The organism is Acidilobus sp. 7A (assembly GCF_003431325.1).
Lineage (GTDB): Archaea > Thermoproteota > Thermoprotei_A > Sulfolobales > Acidilobaceae > Acidilobus.
In genome coordinates this window covers 577,502-593,212 of sequence record NZ_CP010515.1, presented here as the reverse complement: position 1 = coordinate 593,212, position 15,711 = coordinate 577,502, and the positions used below count along the sequence as shown (strand labels likewise).

At 56.5% G+C, this 15,711-nt stretch carries 15 protein-coding genes and 1 tRNA gene; 10 read left to right on the top strand and 6 right to left on the bottom strand.

Annotated features, from left to right (window positions below; all coding sequences use genetic code 11):
- Window positions 1-6 precede the first annotated feature (6 nt).
- Window positions 7-2,940 (bottom strand): adenosylcobalamin-dependent ribonucleoside-diphosphate reductase, encoded by a 2,934-nt coding sequence (locus SE86_RS03025; protein WP_117355082.1) that lies wholly within the window; start codon window positions 2,938-2,940, stop codon window positions 7-9.
- A 353-nt stretch (window positions 2,941-3,293) separates the two neighbouring features.
- Here SE86_RS03025 and SE86_RS03020 point away from each other — a divergent pair, with 353 nt between their 5' ends.
- Complete coding sequence (locus SE86_RS03020) at window positions 3,294-3,668, top strand: hypothetical protein (protein WP_117354221.1); 375 nt, start codon at window positions 3,294-3,296, stop codon at window positions 3,666-3,668.
- Window positions 3,665-4,108, top strand: coding sequence for a hypothetical protein (locus tag SE86_RS03015; RefSeq protein WP_117354220.1), 444 nt, complete (start codon window positions 3,665-3,667; stop codon window positions 4,106-4,108). The genes SE86_RS03020 and SE86_RS03015 overlap by 4 nt, the downstream gene beginning before the upstream one ends.
- A 98-nt stretch (window positions 4,109-4,206) precedes the next feature.
- On the opposite strand, the gene SE86_RS03010 is transcribed toward SE86_RS03015, so the two are convergent.
- Window positions 4,207-4,929: a hypothetical protein gene (locus SE86_RS03010; protein ID WP_117354219.1), complete on the bottom strand. Its 723-nt coding sequence runs from the start codon at window positions 4,927-4,929 to the stop codon at window positions 4,207-4,209.
- A gap of 99 nt (window positions 4,930-5,028) precedes the next feature.
- Between SE86_RS03010 and SE86_RS03005 the strand changes: the two genes are divergently transcribed.
- The 3 genes from SE86_RS03005 to SE86_RS02995 all read left to right on the top strand — a co-directional run bounded on the left by SE86_RS03005 (window position 5,029) and on the right by SE86_RS02995 (window position 7,120).
- Window positions 5,029-5,811, top strand: a complete 783-nt coding sequence (locus SE86_RS03005; protein WP_117354218.1) for a radical SAM protein — start codon at window positions 5,029-5,031, stop codon at window positions 5,809-5,811.
- A gap of 54 nt (window positions 5,812-5,865) precedes the next feature.
- Complete coding sequence (locus SE86_RS03000; protein WP_117354217.1) at window positions 5,866-6,180, top strand: (Fe-S)-binding protein; 315 nt, start codon at window positions 5,866-5,868, stop codon at window positions 6,178-6,180.
- Window positions 6,181-6,418: 238 nt separating this feature from the next.
- The gene (locus SE86_RS02995) at window positions 6,419-7,120 is read left to right on the top strand and encodes a (Fe-S)-binding protein (protein WP_117354216.1); all 702 of its coding nucleotides are present in this window, start codon (window positions 6,419-6,421) and stop codon (window positions 7,118-7,120) included.
- Between the two features lie 65 nt (window positions 7,121-7,185).
- On the opposite strand, the gene SE86_RS02990 is transcribed toward SE86_RS02995, so the two are convergent.
- Complete coding sequence (locus SE86_RS02990) at window positions 7,186-7,500, bottom strand: V-type ATP synthase subunit F (protein ID WP_211096701.1); 315 nt, start codon at window positions 7,498-7,500, stop codon at window positions 7,186-7,188.
- Between the two features lie 138 nt (window positions 7,501-7,638).
- Between SE86_RS02990 and SE86_RS02985 the strand changes: the two genes are divergently transcribed.
- The 4 genes from SE86_RS02985 (at window position 7,639) to SE86_RS02970 (ending at window position 12,533) form a co-directional block, all read left to right on the top strand.
- Window positions 7,639-9,693 (top strand): V-type ATP synthase subunit I, encoded by a 2,055-nt coding sequence (locus SE86_RS02985; RefSeq protein ID WP_117354214.1) that lies wholly within the window; start codon window positions 7,639-7,641, stop codon window positions 9,691-9,693.
- Window positions 9,694-9,862: 169 nt separating this feature from the next.
- The gene (locus tag SE86_RS02980; protein ID WP_117354213.1) at window positions 9,863-10,357 is read left to right on the top strand and encodes a PadR family transcriptional regulator; all 495 of its coding nucleotides are present in this window, start codon (window positions 9,863-9,865) and stop codon (window positions 10,355-10,357) included.
- Window positions 10,358-10,511: 154 nt separating this feature from the next.
- On the top strand, window positions 10,512-11,363 hold the full coding sequence (dph5, locus tag SE86_RS02975; protein ID WP_158543093.1) for a diphthine synthase: 852 nt from the start codon (window positions 10,512-10,514) through the stop codon (window positions 11,361-11,363).
- A 102-nt stretch (window positions 11,364-11,465) separates the two neighbouring features.
- On the top strand, window positions 11,466-12,533 hold the full coding sequence (locus SE86_RS02970) for a site-2 protease family protein (protein ID WP_211096700.1): 1,068 nt from the start codon (window positions 11,466-11,468) through the stop codon (window positions 12,531-12,533).
- Between the two features lie 188 nt (window positions 12,534-12,721).
- On the opposite strand, the gene SE86_RS02965 is transcribed toward SE86_RS02970, so the two are convergent.
- A tRNA-Val gene (locus tag SE86_RS02965) sits at window positions 12,722-12,799 on the bottom strand.
- A 140-nt stretch (window positions 12,800-12,939) separates the two neighbouring features.
- Here SE86_RS02965 and SE86_RS02960 point away from each other — a divergent pair.
- The gene (locus tag SE86_RS02960) at window positions 12,940-13,671 is read left to right on the top strand and encodes a TatD family hydrolase (RefSeq protein WP_117354211.1); all 732 of its coding nucleotides are present in this window, start codon (window positions 12,940-12,942) and stop codon (window positions 13,669-13,671) included.
- Here the strand turns inward: SE86_RS02960 and SE86_RS02955 are convergent.
- Both SE86_RS02955 and asnS read right to left on the bottom strand, forming a co-directional pair.
- Window positions 13,611-14,387, bottom strand: a complete 777-nt coding sequence (locus SE86_RS02955; RefSeq protein ID WP_117354210.1) for a diphthine--ammonia ligase — start codon at window positions 14,385-14,387, stop codon at window positions 13,611-13,613. The two genes, SE86_RS02960 and SE86_RS02955, sit on opposite strands and share 61 nt — an antisense overlap.
- Window positions 14,384-15,679 carry an asparagine--tRNA ligase gene (gene asnS / locus SE86_RS02950; RefSeq protein ID WP_117355080.1) on the bottom strand — a complete coding sequence of 432 codons (1,296 nt, stop codon included), beginning with the start codon at window positions 15,677-15,679 and terminating at the stop codon, window positions 14,384-14,386. Before asnS ends, SE86_RS02955 begins: the two co-directional genes overlap by 4 nt.
- Between the last annotated feature and the right edge of the window lie 32 nt (window positions 15,680-15,711).

Genomic DNA, 15,711 nt, shown 5'->3' with positions numbered 1-15,711 from the left:
AGCTCCTCAGAGGTTGCAGGTCTTACATGTACTGTTCTCGTCAGCCTCTACCTCGACAACGTTGCTGTCCTTTTTAACCTTGAAGAGGTCGCCAAGCCTTGAATCGGCGGAGGCCTCCCCAGCAGCCATATACCTTTTGACTAGTGCCATCCTCATCGTCGGCTTCTTGACGAGCCTCAGTGGCACCTTGCTCAGCTCCCTCCGCTGCCCCCCGAAGTATATGACCTGTACCCCCTTGCTCTCGTCCCTGTACACCGTGACCCCCTTGAGGCCCGTCAGCCACGCTGCCACGTAGGCCGTGGCCACTGCGCTGACGTCCGCATCCTTTGGCAGGTTGACAGTCTTACTTATAGCCTGGTCGGTGTAGACCTGGGCGGCCGCCTGGTGGGCTATGTGGTACCACACGTCAAAGTCCATGCTCGTAGCGAAGAGTTTTGCAAGCTCCCTTAGCTCAGCTATGAGCTTCTCAGCGTCCCACTTAGCCCTGACCAGCACCCCATTAACCTCCTGCATCTGTGCCTCCCTCACGACCTTCTCAACGTCCTCCATGGCCCACCTGATGCTGCCCTTGTGCCTTGATATGGCCTCAAGTATTCTCTCGCCCAGCTCAACTGGGGCCCCGACGCTCTCCAGGGCCCCATAGAGCCTGTCCCTGAACTCCTTCACAACCTCCCATAGCTCCCCTATGGTGACCTTCCTTAGATATACCAGCGCGAAGTAAGGCTCTACGCCGCTGCTAGTGCCAGCTATAATTGAGATAGTGCCGGTTGGCGCAGTCGTGTTAATAGCTGTGTGCCTCGGGGCCCTCGCGCCTATTGACCTACCGTAGGCCTTCAATGACTCCCAAAGACCTGCGGGGTCGTAGATAGCCATGGCCAGGAGGTGCCTAGGGCTCCTGGCCAGCTCCTCAGGCCTCATCCTTTCAGCCTCGGCAAGTGTCTCCCTAGCGACGCCGAAGACCTCCATGAGCACCTTCTCTAGGCTCTCAAGCCTCAGAAGCTTAACGGAGCCGTCACGCTCAACCCTCCTTGCGGTCTCGCCCTCAAGCTGCCCCATAATGTAGTCGCTGAGGTTGATATCATGATACTTTATCGTCACCCAACTGTCCTTGATGCTCAGCACCTCAGAGGCCTTCAGCAGCGCTGGCGTCAGTAGCTCCACGGTGTCCTCAGGCCTCGCCTGCCTCACGCACTTAAGGCTTGACCAGTCGAACTCCGCGCACTCATATGCTGGAGCATGGCCGAGCTTGGCGCCAAGCTCCCAGCTCCTCTTCCAGGCCTCGGCCTCAAGCAGTGCCATGGAGGCCATCGTAAAGGCTACAGCCTCCTCGCTGTCATAAGGCATGTCAAGCTTGACAAGCGCGTTGGCTAGCCCCATTATGCCGAGCCCAACTTTCCTGGTGAACCTGTTGACCAAGTCCTGCCTCTGGTCGGGCTGCCTGTTGAAGTCTATGACGGCGTCAAGTCCATCAATGGCAAGGTCAACGTCCCTTGCGAAGGCCTCAATGTCAAACCTGCTGCCCCTCACGTACTTATCAAGGCTAAGGGAGCCGAGGTTGCAGCTCTCATATGGGTACAGGGGCTCCTCGCCGCAGGGGTTGGTCGCTGAGACCGCGCCAAGCCATGGCGTTGGGATCCACTTGTTGTGGTTGTCGATTAAGAAGAGGCCTGGGTCGCCCCCCTCCCAGGCCCCTCTAACTATCTCCTCCCACAGCCTCCTGGCTGGGTAGTGCCAGGCGTGCGGGTTCTTCCTTGAGGTGTCGACGTCCTCCGGGACCTTTGAGAGCGCCTCTTTAACGACCTCCTCGAGTACGTTGAGGTATGGGGTGCTAACCTTACCCTCCTTAAGGAGCTTGAGAGTTCTCCCCTCGCCCGTTGCAGCGGAGACTGCGTAGTGCAGCCTGTAGAGGCCGTCGCCCCTGTCGCTGTACCTTGGGTTGACCATCCACCACTCCTCATCATTTATTATCGCCTTCATGAACGCGTCATGGACCCCTACACTTATGTTGAAGTTAGTCAGGAAGACATCCTGCATCGGGGCCCTCTTGGCCTGAATGAAGCCGGCGTCTTCAGGGCTTCCACCGCCCTGAGTTAGCCTTGAGAGGGCCTCCAGCGTCGCCCTCTCAACCTCGTAGTAACCGTCGTCCTCGAGCTGCTCCAGGGTCCTCCTGTACTGCTCTAATATCGCAACGACCTGCGGCGGCAGAGTTGAGGCCAAGGCCCTCCAGGGGTCGTAGTCAGGGTTGTAGAGGTCGGGGTGCCAGTCGTGGAGGATGCCCATGTTAGCGCCCCTCCTCTTGCCGCCCTGCTTAACGACGTCTGTAGCTATGTCATAGAGCCTCATGAAGCTCAGCGGGCCGCTGGCCACGCCGCTAGTTCCAGCAACTACATCCCCTCTTGGCCTCAGCTCGCTGAAGCTGAAGCCCTGTCCTCCGCCGTACTTAAATGTCATCGCCTGAACTGTTAGGCCGTCCATTATGCCCCTCATGTCATCATGCACTGGCGTGACGTAGCACGCGCTTAAAGCACCCCTGGCGCCGTCGGAGTACATGTTGAAGAGCGTTGGGCTGTTGAACATGAAGCGGCCATCAATCATGGCCCTATAAATCTCCTCGGGGTCGACCCTCTCCCTGAACCCCAGGGCCACCCTCTTCATTACCATTGATGGTGTCTCTACGAACCTTCCTCTCAGGTCCTTTGTCATGTACCTGCTCATGAGGACCCTTATGGCATTATACGTGAACTTCATGTCATCCTCGCACAGGCTCTTCACACAGCCTGGCAGCTCAGCCAAGGCACCCCCATTCGGGGCGCGCCCACTGTAGGCATGAGAAACCTCGGCGTAAATATCTGAGAGAAGGAGTTTCTTAGCCTCCTCCTCAGCCTCAGGTCTCGTCAGCGAGGCCTTGATGAGCTCAAGCTGCCTAGCGCTGCTGCTCATTATTAGCGTCACCCTCCTGCTAGCACAAAAGACTACGGAAGCTGGCAGCTTTGACACGTAACGCTTTTGGGCCTGTGAGCGCTCTGTCGCTAGCACCAGAACTTGCAAGAGCGGACCAGAGACGCCCCATAACTTCACCAAAGCGCTCTCTAAGTGCCCTATTGTGATGTAATGGATAGTACCGGCAACACCTAGCAGTATTACCTGCTGGCCCGCAGCTGGGCGCCATAATCATGTCATCCGCCCCTTGGCAGAAGGCCTCTACGCTTGCTTTTAGTCTCGCAATAGCAGAGCTACTCAGGGGCTCCGCCGAACAGCTATTATTTGAGGCGGAACCCTGCCTGTGAGCAGCCGTGAGCGGCGGCGTAGCTGCCTGCAGCGTCTGCGGCATCAGGCCAGCCAAATACTACAGAGCCTCCAGCGGCGAAAGGCTTTGCGAGAGGTGCCTCTTCGGGCTACTTGAGAGGGCCGTGGCCAGGGTTCTTGGGAAGGCTGAAGCTAAAGAAAACAGCTCGTTTGTAGTTCCCATAACATCCTACTCCCCCTCCAGGTCGCTTCTGGCCGCCAGGGTCCTGGCCCAGGTCGAGAGGAGGTTCAAGTCAAGGATCTACGTGCTTGTGCCGACGTTTTATAAGGGACTTGGGGAGGACATCCTTAAGGGGGCACCCAGGCCGCAAAGGCCCTCTGGGCCGAGGTCACGCCCCCTCCGCCGCCTGAGGCGAAGTTGATCGCCTGCATAAGGTATGACAGGGCGTGGGCAGCCGCCGCGGCGAGACTTCTTGGCGCGGATTTTATAGTGATGCCAACCGCGAGGACCTCGTCAACGATCATTGCGCTGGACTCGTTGATGAGCGACGGTGGCCTTGGCCTCACCGAGGCCGCAGAGCTACTTGACCTGGGAGGCCTGAGATCCGTTAACGCCTTCTTTTACGTAGAGGATGAGGCCGTCGCTGCCATGGAGTTCCTGGAGGGCGTCGCAGAAATAAGCCCAGCGTGCCGCGCCTATGTAAGCGTCAAGGGCGTCTATGAGTCGGTGGCTGGAAGGCCTGAGATAGACCACAGCTCAGCTGACGTAATAGAGGGTCTCCTCAGCGCCACCCCTACAAGAGGTGCCGCGTGTGTGGCGGGGCCTCGGATGGGGAGGTGTGCAGCTACTGCAAGCTCATGAGGCTTGAGGGGCTCCAGGTTCGCCTCCTTTAGTCTGGCTCTGCTGGGCGGACAGAAGGCCTGAGAGCGCCTCCCTCTCAGCCCTGCTCAGGTGTATCACTATTGCGAAGCCCTGCCTGGGGCCATGCTTGGCGGCCTAACGTCGTCGTCAAGTACGACGTAGCCAGCGGATATTATCTCCTCAACCAATCTGGGGTGAAGCCTAGAGGCCAGGCCCTGCAGGAGGCTGGCAAAGTTAAGGTGCCTCTTCAGCTCGCCCTCGCTCAGCTGGGCGCCGCACACAATGCATGTCAGGTCCGGCGTCACGGCCCTGAAGCCGCAGCGGGGGCACTCAACGGGCGTTGGCCTGCCGTACTGGGACCAGAGGGCCCTCAGAGAGCCAATAATATCATCAGCCCTAAGCCTCACAGCCTCCCTGTAGAGGTAGGGCGCTGCCCTCCCGGCTATCTCAGGGGCGTATGCCACTATGAACTCGAGCTGTTCCCTCGTCAGGGGCCTGCCGCTCGAGAGCAGGGAGGCCGCTATTGTCTTGAACAGGTTATCCTTCATAGCAACTATCCTCTTCATTGCAGCCTCCTCCGTCAGCTTTGAGGACCTGGACTCGGCCAGGGAGCCGACTATGGAGTAAACTATGTCCTTTATATCTACGGCCTTAAGTCCTATCAGATCAAGGCCAAGGGCTTGTATCAGCCTCTCTGAGAGCGACTCTGATATGGACTTAATCTCTTCCTCGCTGGTTGAGCGCTTTGGCTGAGCCCTGCGCCTCCTCTGCTGGGCCTGTTGGGCGTCCTGCTGCTCTGGCTTTCTCTTACCCCTAGGCAAAGCTCGCATCCAAGCTGGTGAGGGAGTGAGAGAAGGTAAAAGCTGATGACCCTCGGAACGCGTTTACGCCCTCGCCACCAAGGATATTATTGACCAAGCTTGGAGAGCCAGGGCTACGACCCGCTCGAGAGGGCCGAGGCCGTGAGGAGACTCGTGACAATGGAGGTTAACGGCGTTGAATATAGGGCCTACTACAGGTTCAGGGCTGACAGGTGGTACGGCGGCATAGCAACTGGCGACGTCATCGGCTGCGACCTCTCCTGCGCCTTCTGCTGGAGCTGGAGGTTCAGGGACAACGCCTCGCTCGGAAAAATGCTGTCGCCGCAGCAGGCCTTTAACAGCATCTATTCAATAGCCAGGTCAAATGGCTTCGGCCAGGTCAGGCTGAGCGGCGCTGAGCCCACCATAAGCAGAAGGCACCTGCTCGACCTCATCAGCCTCTTCGAGGAGAAGGGGTTAGCTTTCGTGCTTGAGACCAACGGCCTCATCATAGGCGGTGACCAAAACTTTGCAAGGGAGCTGGCCAAGCATGACAATGTAGTTGTCAGAGTCTCCTTCAAAGGAGTGACCAAGGAGGAGTTCCACAGGCTGACGGGAGCAAGAGCCAGTTTCTTTGAGCTCCAGTTCAAGGCCCTTGAGAACCTGGTAGCTGCAGGCCTTGAGCCCGGCAGGGAGGTCTATGCGGCCGCCATGATAGGCTTCAGCGACGATGAGTCCATAAGGGAGTTCGTCTCAAGGCTGGCCGAGATAGACAGGAGGCTCACCGACGTCGACTGGGAGTACGTCATACTTTACAGGCACGTTGAAGAGCAGCTCAGGAGGCTGGGCCTGCGACCTAAGAGGGCCGTGACGCCTAACGGCGTGCCGCCCTCCATGATATAGATGCCCTGGCTAACCTTGATTAGGGCCTGGTCTCACTGATCTGCGGAGAGGCGTTTGGCTGAGGAGCTCCTCAGGGAGGCACAAAAGTGCGTCTACTGCGGCTTCTGCGAGAGCGTCTGTCCAACTATGCCGTTTGGACCACACAGAGGCTATGGGCCGAGGGGCAGGGTAACTGTGCTAAGGGAGCTCCTAGAGGGGACCGTAAAGCTAAGCGATGAGGTCATCTCAAGCTTTTATAGCTGCCTCCTCTGCAACGCGTGCTCAACGGTCTGCCCGGCCAGGATAAGGGTTGGGGACCTTATGAGGTCCGCGAGACTTCTCCTATGGGGTGATATGCTAACGTCTGAGGCGGCGGTGAGGACAAGGTGAGAGGCGTAAGAATATCCTCCGTACTGAGGTTCATGAGGACCTACACCAGGCTCACGGGCTACCCAGTGCCCGCCCCTCCAGGGTTCGCCTCAGCCTGGTCAAGAGGCTTAACATCGATGACAAAGGCTCATCAACGCTCCTATTTACAGGCGCCCTGTACCAGCTGGTTCCCTATATAAATGCAACGGTTAGGCTGCTCAGCATAGCTGAGGAGAGGGGGCTCTCAAACATCCTTAGCGTGCTGGAGAGGCTGGCAGCGCTGAGGCCAGGGGCCCTTCAGGGCCTTGTGAGGCCGGAGAGGCGGGATCTGGAGGAGTCGGAGAAGATACTGAGATCCATAGTCAACGCCCTCAGGAGCTCAGGGGTCAGGTTCTCCTACGACCCCCGCGTCTCAGACATGTACAGCGGGGCGCTTATCCTAGACTACGGCGTGGCGGATGAGCTTAAGGAGCACGCAAAAAGGGTCTCAGAGGCTATAGAGGCGGGCGGCTACGAGACAGTAATAACCGTGGACCCTCACACGACCCTGACCCTCATGAGTTATAGACAGCTGGTAGGCCTCAAGGTGAATGTCGTCAACTACCTTGAGCTAGTGAGGCCTCTTAAGAGGGTTAGGCTTACGGCGACGGTCCATGACTCGTGCATCTACGCCAGGGACCTGAACCTGTGGGGCAAGGCAAGGGAGCTGCTCAAGGGGTCTGGGGTGAGCGTAGTTGAGCCGAGGAACTATGGTCCAAAGACTTTCTGCTGCGGCGGGCCCGTTGAGTCGCTTTCGCCAGGCCTAGCCAATGCCATAGCTAAGAGGAGGGTCGCCGAGCTCAGGGAGGCAGCAGACGTTGCAATAACCATGTGCCCGATCTGCCTGAGCAACCTGAGGAGGGCTGGAGGAAACGTAATTGACTTATCAGTTGTAATAGGCGGTGACGCTGAAGGTCAGTAACTAGACCCTAAGAGCACTGCACCTGACCAGCGCCCTTGTGCTGGCATATCATAGCGCTAAAGGCGTTAGCCAAGGCCTAAGGCCTCGGCGAGCAGCTTTTCCACGTTGAACGGGGTAGGCTTTGACCACTTGGTTGGAAGCACCAGGAGCGTTATATTGAGCCGGGCCGCCACCTTCCTTATAGAGTCCTCGTCTGATACTATGTGTTTTAGGACTATGGCTATCCTATAGCCGTCGCTAGCGGCTTGTCGCAGAGCCTCCTCAGCGCTCCTCTGGTCGCTGGCCTCTATTGTCTTCATGCCAGTCATCCTGAAGAGTGGCAGCGTCAGCCTATCGCCTATGACGACTACTCCCGTCTCGCCGCTCTCCACTTCCGGCATAAGCCCTTTGCCCTGTTGCATTTACTTGTAAGAGTTTTAAGCCTTAAGCTTCTACTGTCTTACGCATGCAAGGTCAGATCTAATCGACCATTCTAAGGACTTAAAAACCCTTTAGTGCAATGCCTCCTTGAGGAACCTATGCTAATTGCAAACAGACTAGAGGAGGTACTGATAGCTCTGCCCAACGAGCAGTACGACAAGGCTGTGGCGAGCCTCGCGACTATGGGCATATTTCACGTGGATAAGCCGCCCAAGCAACTTGCGGCTTACGCTAACAGGGGTTACATGCACCTCATGATGGAGTCGTCAGAGCTTAAGGCTAAGCTTGAGGGCTTCTTCAAGGTCATGGGCATGACACCATCCATGGTAGATAACGTCAAGATTGAGGTGAGCAACTGGGAGGGCACCTTCAGGGGCATTGTGAAGGCGCACAGTGACCTTGAAAAAGACCTTGAGAAGCTGTCCGCTAGGGCCACAGAGCTAACGACAAAGATAGCCGAGCTACAGGAGATCATAAAGTTCCTGGAGCCATTTAAGGGCATGGTCTCTGACGTCACGGCTGCGTGGAGCGGGGGCACGTTGAGGGCTGCGGTGGGTCTTATAAGCGCGAAGGCCCTCGTCAGCGCCATTAATGTGGCTAGGAGGAGGGGGCTGCTTTACGCCTCTGAGGCCGTTGATAAGGAGACTGCAATACTTGCTGTGGCTGGCGAGACTAATAGCGTCAGGGAAGCAGTCTCTGAGCTCACGAGAAGCACTGGCTGGAAGCAGCTCATAATACCGCCCGAACTGAGCGGCAGCCCCTCGACAGCGTTTAATGAAGTCAACGGCAAGCTCTCAAGCTTAAACGCTGAGCTCCAAGAGGTAAGGGAAAGCATAGCGAAGAGGCTGCCGGAGCTCCAGGAGTACTACACATCTGTCTCAGCTCTTTCAGAGGTCTTTAAAATAATAAATTACTCGGCGAGAACCGACACGATGACCTTTATTCGTGGTTTCGTTGACTCCAGGGACTCAAGGAAACTGAGGAGCGGCCTCGACGCCTGCTGCGGCGGCTCATACATAGTTATGAGCCTAGGCCACAAGAGGGGTGAAACATATGTCCCCTCAAAAATAGACCTGCCCGGCTACTTCAAGTGGTTTGAGGACATAGTCGACATGTACAGCACTCCCTCTAACAATGAGATAGTGCCCACGCTGTTCCTGGCCATAACAATGCCCATAATATTTGGCCTCATGTTCCCCGACATAGGTCATGGGCTTATGGTCCTGCTATTTGCACTTCTCTACATAGTGCCGAGGAGCAGGAACCTAGGTAAGGTGATTGCAATCCTTGGGGCGGCCGGCATGATAACGGGTTTCCTGGCTGGTGAGTTCTTCGGCCCAATACCAGCTCACTTCGTCGGCCTTGACGCCTTCTGGCGCTCGCTTGGCTTTAAGGTGCCGCCCCTTGAGTCCCCAGTGGCAACAGCGTATGAGATGCCAGGCAGCAATTACACCACTATACTCTTCAACGAGATCCTCGACCTCTCATTCTGGATAGGTGCATTCATGTTGATCTTCGGCAACCTGCTTGGAATTGCCGACGACCTTATAAGCCATGACTATGAGGACCTAGTCGCGAGGAGGGCCCCGCTGACGCTGCTGTTCCTCGTTGCAGGCTTACCATTCTTAGTGTACTTCAACGCATATAAGGCTGGCTATATTATAGAGCTTGGGCTCCTCGGCCTCGGCCGCGGCGGCCCGATGGGTGCATTCGTACTTTATGGCGGCTTAGCGTCACTGGCATGGCTTGTGCTGGGCGACGGCCTCTACAAGGTATCTGTGGGCGAGGGCTTCAAGCTTGACCCATATGAGAGCTTCCTTGGGGTCTTTGAAGGTATGATAATGGCCCTCGGCAACACCGTAAGCTTCCTCAGGATAATGGGCCTTAGCCTCGCGCACGCAGGTCTAATGATAGGGTTCACTGTGCTGACCTATGCTATCCTGACCTCCCACCCGACGCCGCTAACCATAGCGTCTGCGGCGGTAGTTTACATTATAGGAAACCTGCTCACGGCTGGGCTTGAGGGCATAGTGGCATTCGCGCATGACCTGAGGCTTCACTTCTACGAGTGGTTCAACAAGTTCTACAGGGGTGGCGGTGTGCCGTTTAACCCAATAAGGCTTCCAAACGTCACCTTTGTAATCCTCACCTGACCGCTGAGAGAGGGCGCTGTGAGGAGAGCTGGTATTACTGACACCCTTGATTGTGAAGAGTGACACCAGGACCGAGCGCCCAAGCTTAGGTAATCGTTAGATAGAAAAGAATATATAAGCCTGTAATACTTACCTTTTAAAGCGAGACGGAGCTAAAGGGTTGATTCTAATGACCGAAGCTAGCGAGGAGGTCAAGGGGGCAGTAAAGTATAGAGACACGTTAGTCTGGTTTATGCTGTTTATACTCTCAGAAAGGCCCATGCATGGCTACGAGATAATAAAGAGAATAAGGGAGCTCACTATGAACCAGTGGAAGCCAGCCGCGGGCTCCATTTACCCGCTCCTTAGTTACATGAAGGACGTAGGCCTCATAGACGTAGCGAACGTTGAGGAGAACAAAATTAAGGGCGGCAAGAGGATAATATACACGCTCACCGAGAAGGGGTGGCAGGAGTTCAGGGACCTCATCATGAGGAAGAGCGCTTTGTACATGAACTTCATTGACTTCATCGTCAAGAGTTCCATAAAGCAGCTCAGAGAACATGGATATGCGCAGGATGCCGATGCCCTGTGTAGCCAGCTCAGCCAGTGGTCAAAAGACCTCTCCAATGTTCTTGAGAGCGAGCTTGAGTGCGCCGCTAAGACCAAGGCTCCTTCTAAGTAACCATTGAATAGCATTAGCTAGATCAAACACCACTCGATGACTTTACTTAGCCAGACCTATGGGTCTACCTCAAGAGCATACTTAAGGCATTACGTGGGTAAGAAGTTGTTGCGTCTTTAAACTTACCGTTAAGGCCTTAGAAAGCGGGTGCACCTTGTTAGTCCTAGTAGGCGCCGGCCTCAGGAGGTCGCAACTGACTAAGGAAGCCGAGGAGGTAATTAGTGGCGCCGATGTAGTACTAGTGGACACCTACACTATGCCAGCAGCACGCTGGCTTCTGGAAGCTGCCAGAGAGCTGAACCCAGCAGCTAAGGAGGCAACAAGGACGGACCTGGAGGACAATTCCGCCAATATAATAGACCTGGCCAAAACACTTGATGTTGTCATTATAGTTCCCGGTGACCCACTCATAGCCACCACGCACTCCTCGCTCGTAGTTGAGGGCAAAAGGAAGGGCGTTGAGGTAAAGGTCGTTAGTGGCGTCTCAGGCATATGCTCCATGGAGTCGTTACTTGGTCTTCACTTTTACAAGTTCGGCCGCACCGTGACCCTGCCAGGCCCCTGGAGGGGGGTGAGCGCTGACGAGGCCGCCATAGAACTGCTGGGCAACCTCTGCCGTGGGCTTCACACGATACTGCTCCTCGACGTCTCGCCTGAGGGCAACAGCCTTAAGCCCTCCGAGGGCCTCAGGGAGCTCAGGGAGTCCTTGGTGAAGCTTCTTCAGGAGGGTCAGCTGTCGCTCATTTCAAAGCTCCTGGTGCTCCTAGTTTCCATAGACGACCAAGTCCACGTGAAGCGCCTCAGGCTTGACGCCCCATTGCGTGACTATGAGGTCCCTGTCGGGAGCCTGGTGGTGCCTGGGAGGCTTCACGTGAGCGAGAGAGAGTTCCTCCAGTACGTATACTCCATACCTGACAACGAGCTTAGGGCGCATAACGAGACCCTAGCCATGATGGACACATGCGGCCTATACTTTAAGGCCCTCTCCCAGCTGCGCTCTTCGTAAGGCCCTATTGTTAAGGGCTAGGCACTTAACAATAAGCTGATATCGATTATGTCTGTGGTCAGCTTAATTAGAGTCGGGCCTCAGCCAATAATGGGAGGTTAGGTGGGGACCAGCGCACAACAGCAGGATATAGTTGATCAAACGATATCAAAGTACGTCGAGGTGGCCGACAGGGCGGAGCTCGGTGAAGGGGCCTCCAGGTACAAAGTGGTCGACGTCAAGGGAGACCTCACGAGCTCCTTCAAGGGGCTCTACAGGGAGCTCGTGAGGTTAGGTATGGCGCCCGCGCTCAGAAGGGACAACGACGGGTCGCTCGCACTGATATTAGTTAAGTACAGCCAGAAGTCTAACGCGGCCCTGCTGGCTAGCCTCGCGGCACTAACTATCGTGACTGTTTACATCTCCGGCCTAGCCCTTGCTGGACTGCCTGGGGGAGGTATGCTGACCCCCATCCTCTACTTGGTGGGGCTCCTGGGCCCTCTGCTAATTCATGAGTCAGGGCACTGGATCTTCATGAGGAGGTTTGACGTCCCAAGGAGTCCGCCATATCTAATCCCAGCGCCGCCGCTCCAGCTGGGCTTCCTAGGAACCTTAGGCGCGGTGATTAACATGAAGTGGGTGCCCGCCACAGCTGATGAGTTGGCAATGATCGGGGTCGCGGGCCCCTTAGCAGGGTTTCTGGCGGCCATCCCCGTGGCGCTGGTGGGGCTCCACACGTCGGCCATAGTGCCGGCGTCAGCCGTGCCCCCTGGGTCGTCGCTATCAGTAGTGCCGGTTATCATGGACCTCCTCCTAGCCTTTATACACACACCCTCAGGGTACGTCGTCGAGATGTCGCCTCTCACCTTTGCCGCTTACATAGTATTCTTCGTCACCTTCCTTAACCTCATACCAGTGGGCCAGCTCGACGGGGGTCACGTCCTTAGGGCTGCGCTGGGCGAGAAGGGGCACATGACAATATCACTCCTGTTCGTAGCAGTGCTGCTGGTGTCTGGCATTTATATGCCGACTCTTGGCCTCTTCGGCATAATTGCCCTCTTCCTGTTGCTACTTACGAGGGGGAGGCACCCAGGTCCAGCGCTGGAGGGGTCAAGACTTACCGGGCTGGGGGTCATGGCCGTTATAATTTACGGTATTCTCTTGGCTCTAACGCTGCCCGTCCCCTCCTGACCTGTGAGCTTTCCTCATAGACATACCTGCCGCCCCTCAGATATGAGAATACAGAGCCCACTAAAACTAGTGCTACAGAGATCATTATTTGGAAGCCTGAAGTCACATAAAGTGGTTTCAAGCGCCTTTAAGACGGGAACCTCAAGCTCCAGTAGTAGCACAACATTACCCATTAAATGCCAAAGAAGTGGTGGGCCCGGCCGGACTTGAACCGGCGACCTCCGCCGTGTAAGGGCGGCGTCCTATCCAATCTAGACTACGGGCCCTCGACCTCGGACCCCGCCGGGCCCAGGGTAGATAAGCCGCCTCCCCTTAAAGGCGTTGCCTTTATTTGAAGGCATTCACATTCAGGGAGCCTGAGTAGCCCTTAAATGATTCCAAGGCTCTAGAGGGCGCGGGGCGAACAATGTATTATGACATGCACTGTCACCTGAATGAGTTCGGCGACGCTGAGGTGGAGGACATTTTCTCTAAGCTTAAGGAGCTAAAGATAGTTGCAGTCTCAGAGGACGTGAGTAGCTTTAACAGAACCCTAGAGCTGTCTGAGAGGTTCCCCAACGTGATACCATGCGCAGGCTTTCATCCTTGGTCGCTCAAGAACCACGACATCTCTGAGGCCTGGGAGCTCCTAAGGCTAGCAACGAGGAAGGGCGTCAGCTGTATCGGCGAGGTAGGCCTTGACAGGAAGTTCATGCAGGTTGACAGCATGCAGGCGCAGCTGAAGGTTTTTAGGGCCTACGCTGAGGCTGCTAAGGAGCTCAGCGCGCTCCTCAATATACATGCGCCTGACGCCTGGCGCGACGCCCTTATGGAGGCTGCTGAGATAGGGGTCCAGAGGGCCATGTTCCACTGGTACAGCGGCCCCCTCAACTTGGTACCAGGGATTGTGGGCAGGGGCTACGCCATTTCGATAAACGTAGCCATAAAGATTCAGCCAAAGCTGAGGGACGTGGCCAGGGAGACCCCCCTGGGCTCAATGGTCTTTGAGAGCGACGGTCCGTACAACTACCACGGCCTAAGGCTGACGCCGCTGATGTTACCTGATCTAGCTGAGATAGTGTCGCAAGTGAAAGGCCTTCAGGTGCCTGAGGTCCTAGAAGCCGTTGCGAGGAACTCGGAGCGCCTCCTCACCAGGTAGCTCTCGGAGTCAACTACTATAACTACGTCGCCGCACAGGCGCGCCTCGGAGACGCTGAGCGCATATTGGTACTCAGCCATCTTAACCCTTGAGCCCCTCAGACATATGCCTCTTGAGAAGTGAGGCGCCGCAACAACAAAGGTCTCCGCCTCGCCTCCCTCAAAGGCCGGATGAAAGCCGCACCTCCTGGACAGGCTAAGTATCTCCTCCACTTGAACCTCGTCCTGCACGGGGACCCCGAGGAGCCTCTCAGGCAGGCCCGCGGTCGTTATCTGGCTTATTATAAACACTATGCCTTCCCTGACGAGCCTCCTCAGGTACTCCTCCGGCTCCTCCCCCCACTGGGGGTCGAACACCTTGACTCCGAGGTCCCTTGCTATCGCTGAGAACCTATCATACTGGTACCTGCTGGCAACGCCTCCAACCGTTATGGCATCAAAGTCGTACCTTGCCTTAAGGCCCCTGAGGCCCTCCCTGAGCTCCTCCACCTCAGCCTCCTTGACGCCGCTCACCGGGATCATGAAGTGCCTGTCCCCGAAACCCATGGCCTCGGCCTGAAGCCTCGTGAGCTCCACGAGGGGCCTGTGAAACATCCAGCTGTCAGGCCTTGAGGGCATTATGGAGGCCAGGCAGGCGACTTCTGCGCCGTCCTTTATGGCCCTGTAGAGCGCATAGGCGCTGTCCTTGCCACCTGATATGAGGCCACAGATCCTCATGGGTAAATCCTCTCGCGCAGCCTCGGGAACGGTATGACGTCCCTTATGTGGTCAATGCCCGTTATCCACATGACCAGCCTGTCAACCCCTAGGCCGAAGCCGCTGTGGGGCACGCTGCCGAAGCGCCTCAGGTCCAGGTACCACTGGTAGTCGTCTGGGTTCAGGTTGTTCTCCTTTATCCTCTGAAGCAGGACATCATACCTGTCCTCCCTCTGGCTGCCTCCCACGACCTCGCCGTAGCCCTCAGGCGCCTCAAGATCAAAGCCGAGCGCCACCTCAGGCCTCCTGTCGCAGACCTTCATGTAGAAGCTCTTGAGGTGCTTTGGGAACATTGTGAGGAAGAAAGGCACGCGCTCGTCCTGAGTCAGGACCCTCTCCTCGTCAGCCCCTATGTCGTCACCCCACTTTATATTGACCCCCTTCCTCTGAAGCCTCTCTATGGCCTCGTCGTATGTGACCTCGGCAAAGGACGACTTAAGGGTCTCCTCGAGCGGCTCCTGGTTCCTCCCGAGGAACTGAAGCTCCTCCTGCCTCTCGTCAAGGACCGCCTTAACGGCGCTCTTGACAAGGCCCTCCACGAACTTCATCATGTCATGCATGTCCATCCAGGCCGCCTCGCCCTCAAGGTGCCAGTACTCGTAGAGGTGCCTCCTTGTCCTGCTCCTCTCCGCCCTGAAGCTTGGCGTCAGCGACCACACACGCTCAAGACTGAATATCATGACCTCCAGGTAGAACTGGGCGCTCTGGCTCAGGTAGGCCTTCCTGCCAAAGAAGTCAACTGAGAACAGAGTGGCGCCGCCCTCAACAGCGCTCTGGGTCAATATTGGGGGGCTTACCTCCCACCAGCCGTTGGAGGTGAAGTGGTCCCTCAGGGCCTTGAGGACCGTGGCGCGTATTCTCATTATCTGGGTCAGCTTCCTTGACCTGAGCCACAGGTGCCTAACGTCGAGCAGGTAATCTATGCTCTCGCCGCCCTTGATCGGGAAGTCATCGGCTAAACCTATTATGTTGAACTTCTCTACCTCGACCTCCTTGCCCCCTGGGGCCCTTGGGTCGCTCCTTATGACTCCCTCGACCTCTATTGACGACTCTATGGTAGCGCTGCTTGCCTGAGCAGCGACGTCGGCCTTTGACCTGTCCACGACACACTGAATTACGCCATCAGCGTCCCTCATCACAACAAATACCTTTGAGGCCAGGTCCCTCTTGCGGTACACCCAGCCCCTGAGCTTAACCCTCTCGCCGTCGCCTCTAGCCAGGGCCTCCCTAGTGCTTATGAAGCCCTCCTGCATCACGTGCCCTGAGGGGATGCGCCCTGGAGGTC

What these genes read in the sequence shown, in the direction of transcription:
- SE86_RS03025 (WP_117355082.1), bottom strand. Translation starts at nt 2,940, where the DNA reads ATGAGCAGCAGCGCTAGGCAGCTTGAGCTCATCAAGGCCTCGCTGACG.
- SE86_RS02990 (WP_211096701.1), bottom strand. Translation starts at nt 7,500, where the DNA reads ATGCCGGAAGTGGAGAGCGGCGAGACGGGAGTAGTCGTCATAGGCGAT.
- SE86_RS02985 (WP_117354214.1), top strand. Translation starts at nt 7,639, where the DNA reads ATGCTAATTGCAAACAGACTAGAGGAGGTACTGATAGCTCTGCCCAAC.
- SE86_RS02980 (WP_117354213.1), top strand. Translation starts at nt 9,863, where the DNA reads ATGACCGAAGCTAGCGAGGAGGTCAAGGGGGCAGTAAAGTATAGAGAC.
- SE86_RS02960 (WP_117354211.1), top strand. Translation starts at nt 12,940, where the DNA reads ATGTATTATGACATGCACTGTCACCTGAATGAGTTCGGCGACGCTGAG.
- SE86_RS02955 (WP_117354210.1), bottom strand. Translation starts at nt 14,387, where the DNA reads ATGAGGATCTGTGGCCTCATATCAGGTGGCAAGGACAGCGCCTATGCG.
- asnS (WP_117355080.1), bottom strand. Translation starts at nt 15,679, where the DNA reads ATGCAGGAGGGCTTCATAAGCACTAGGGAGGCCCTGGCTAGAGGCGAC.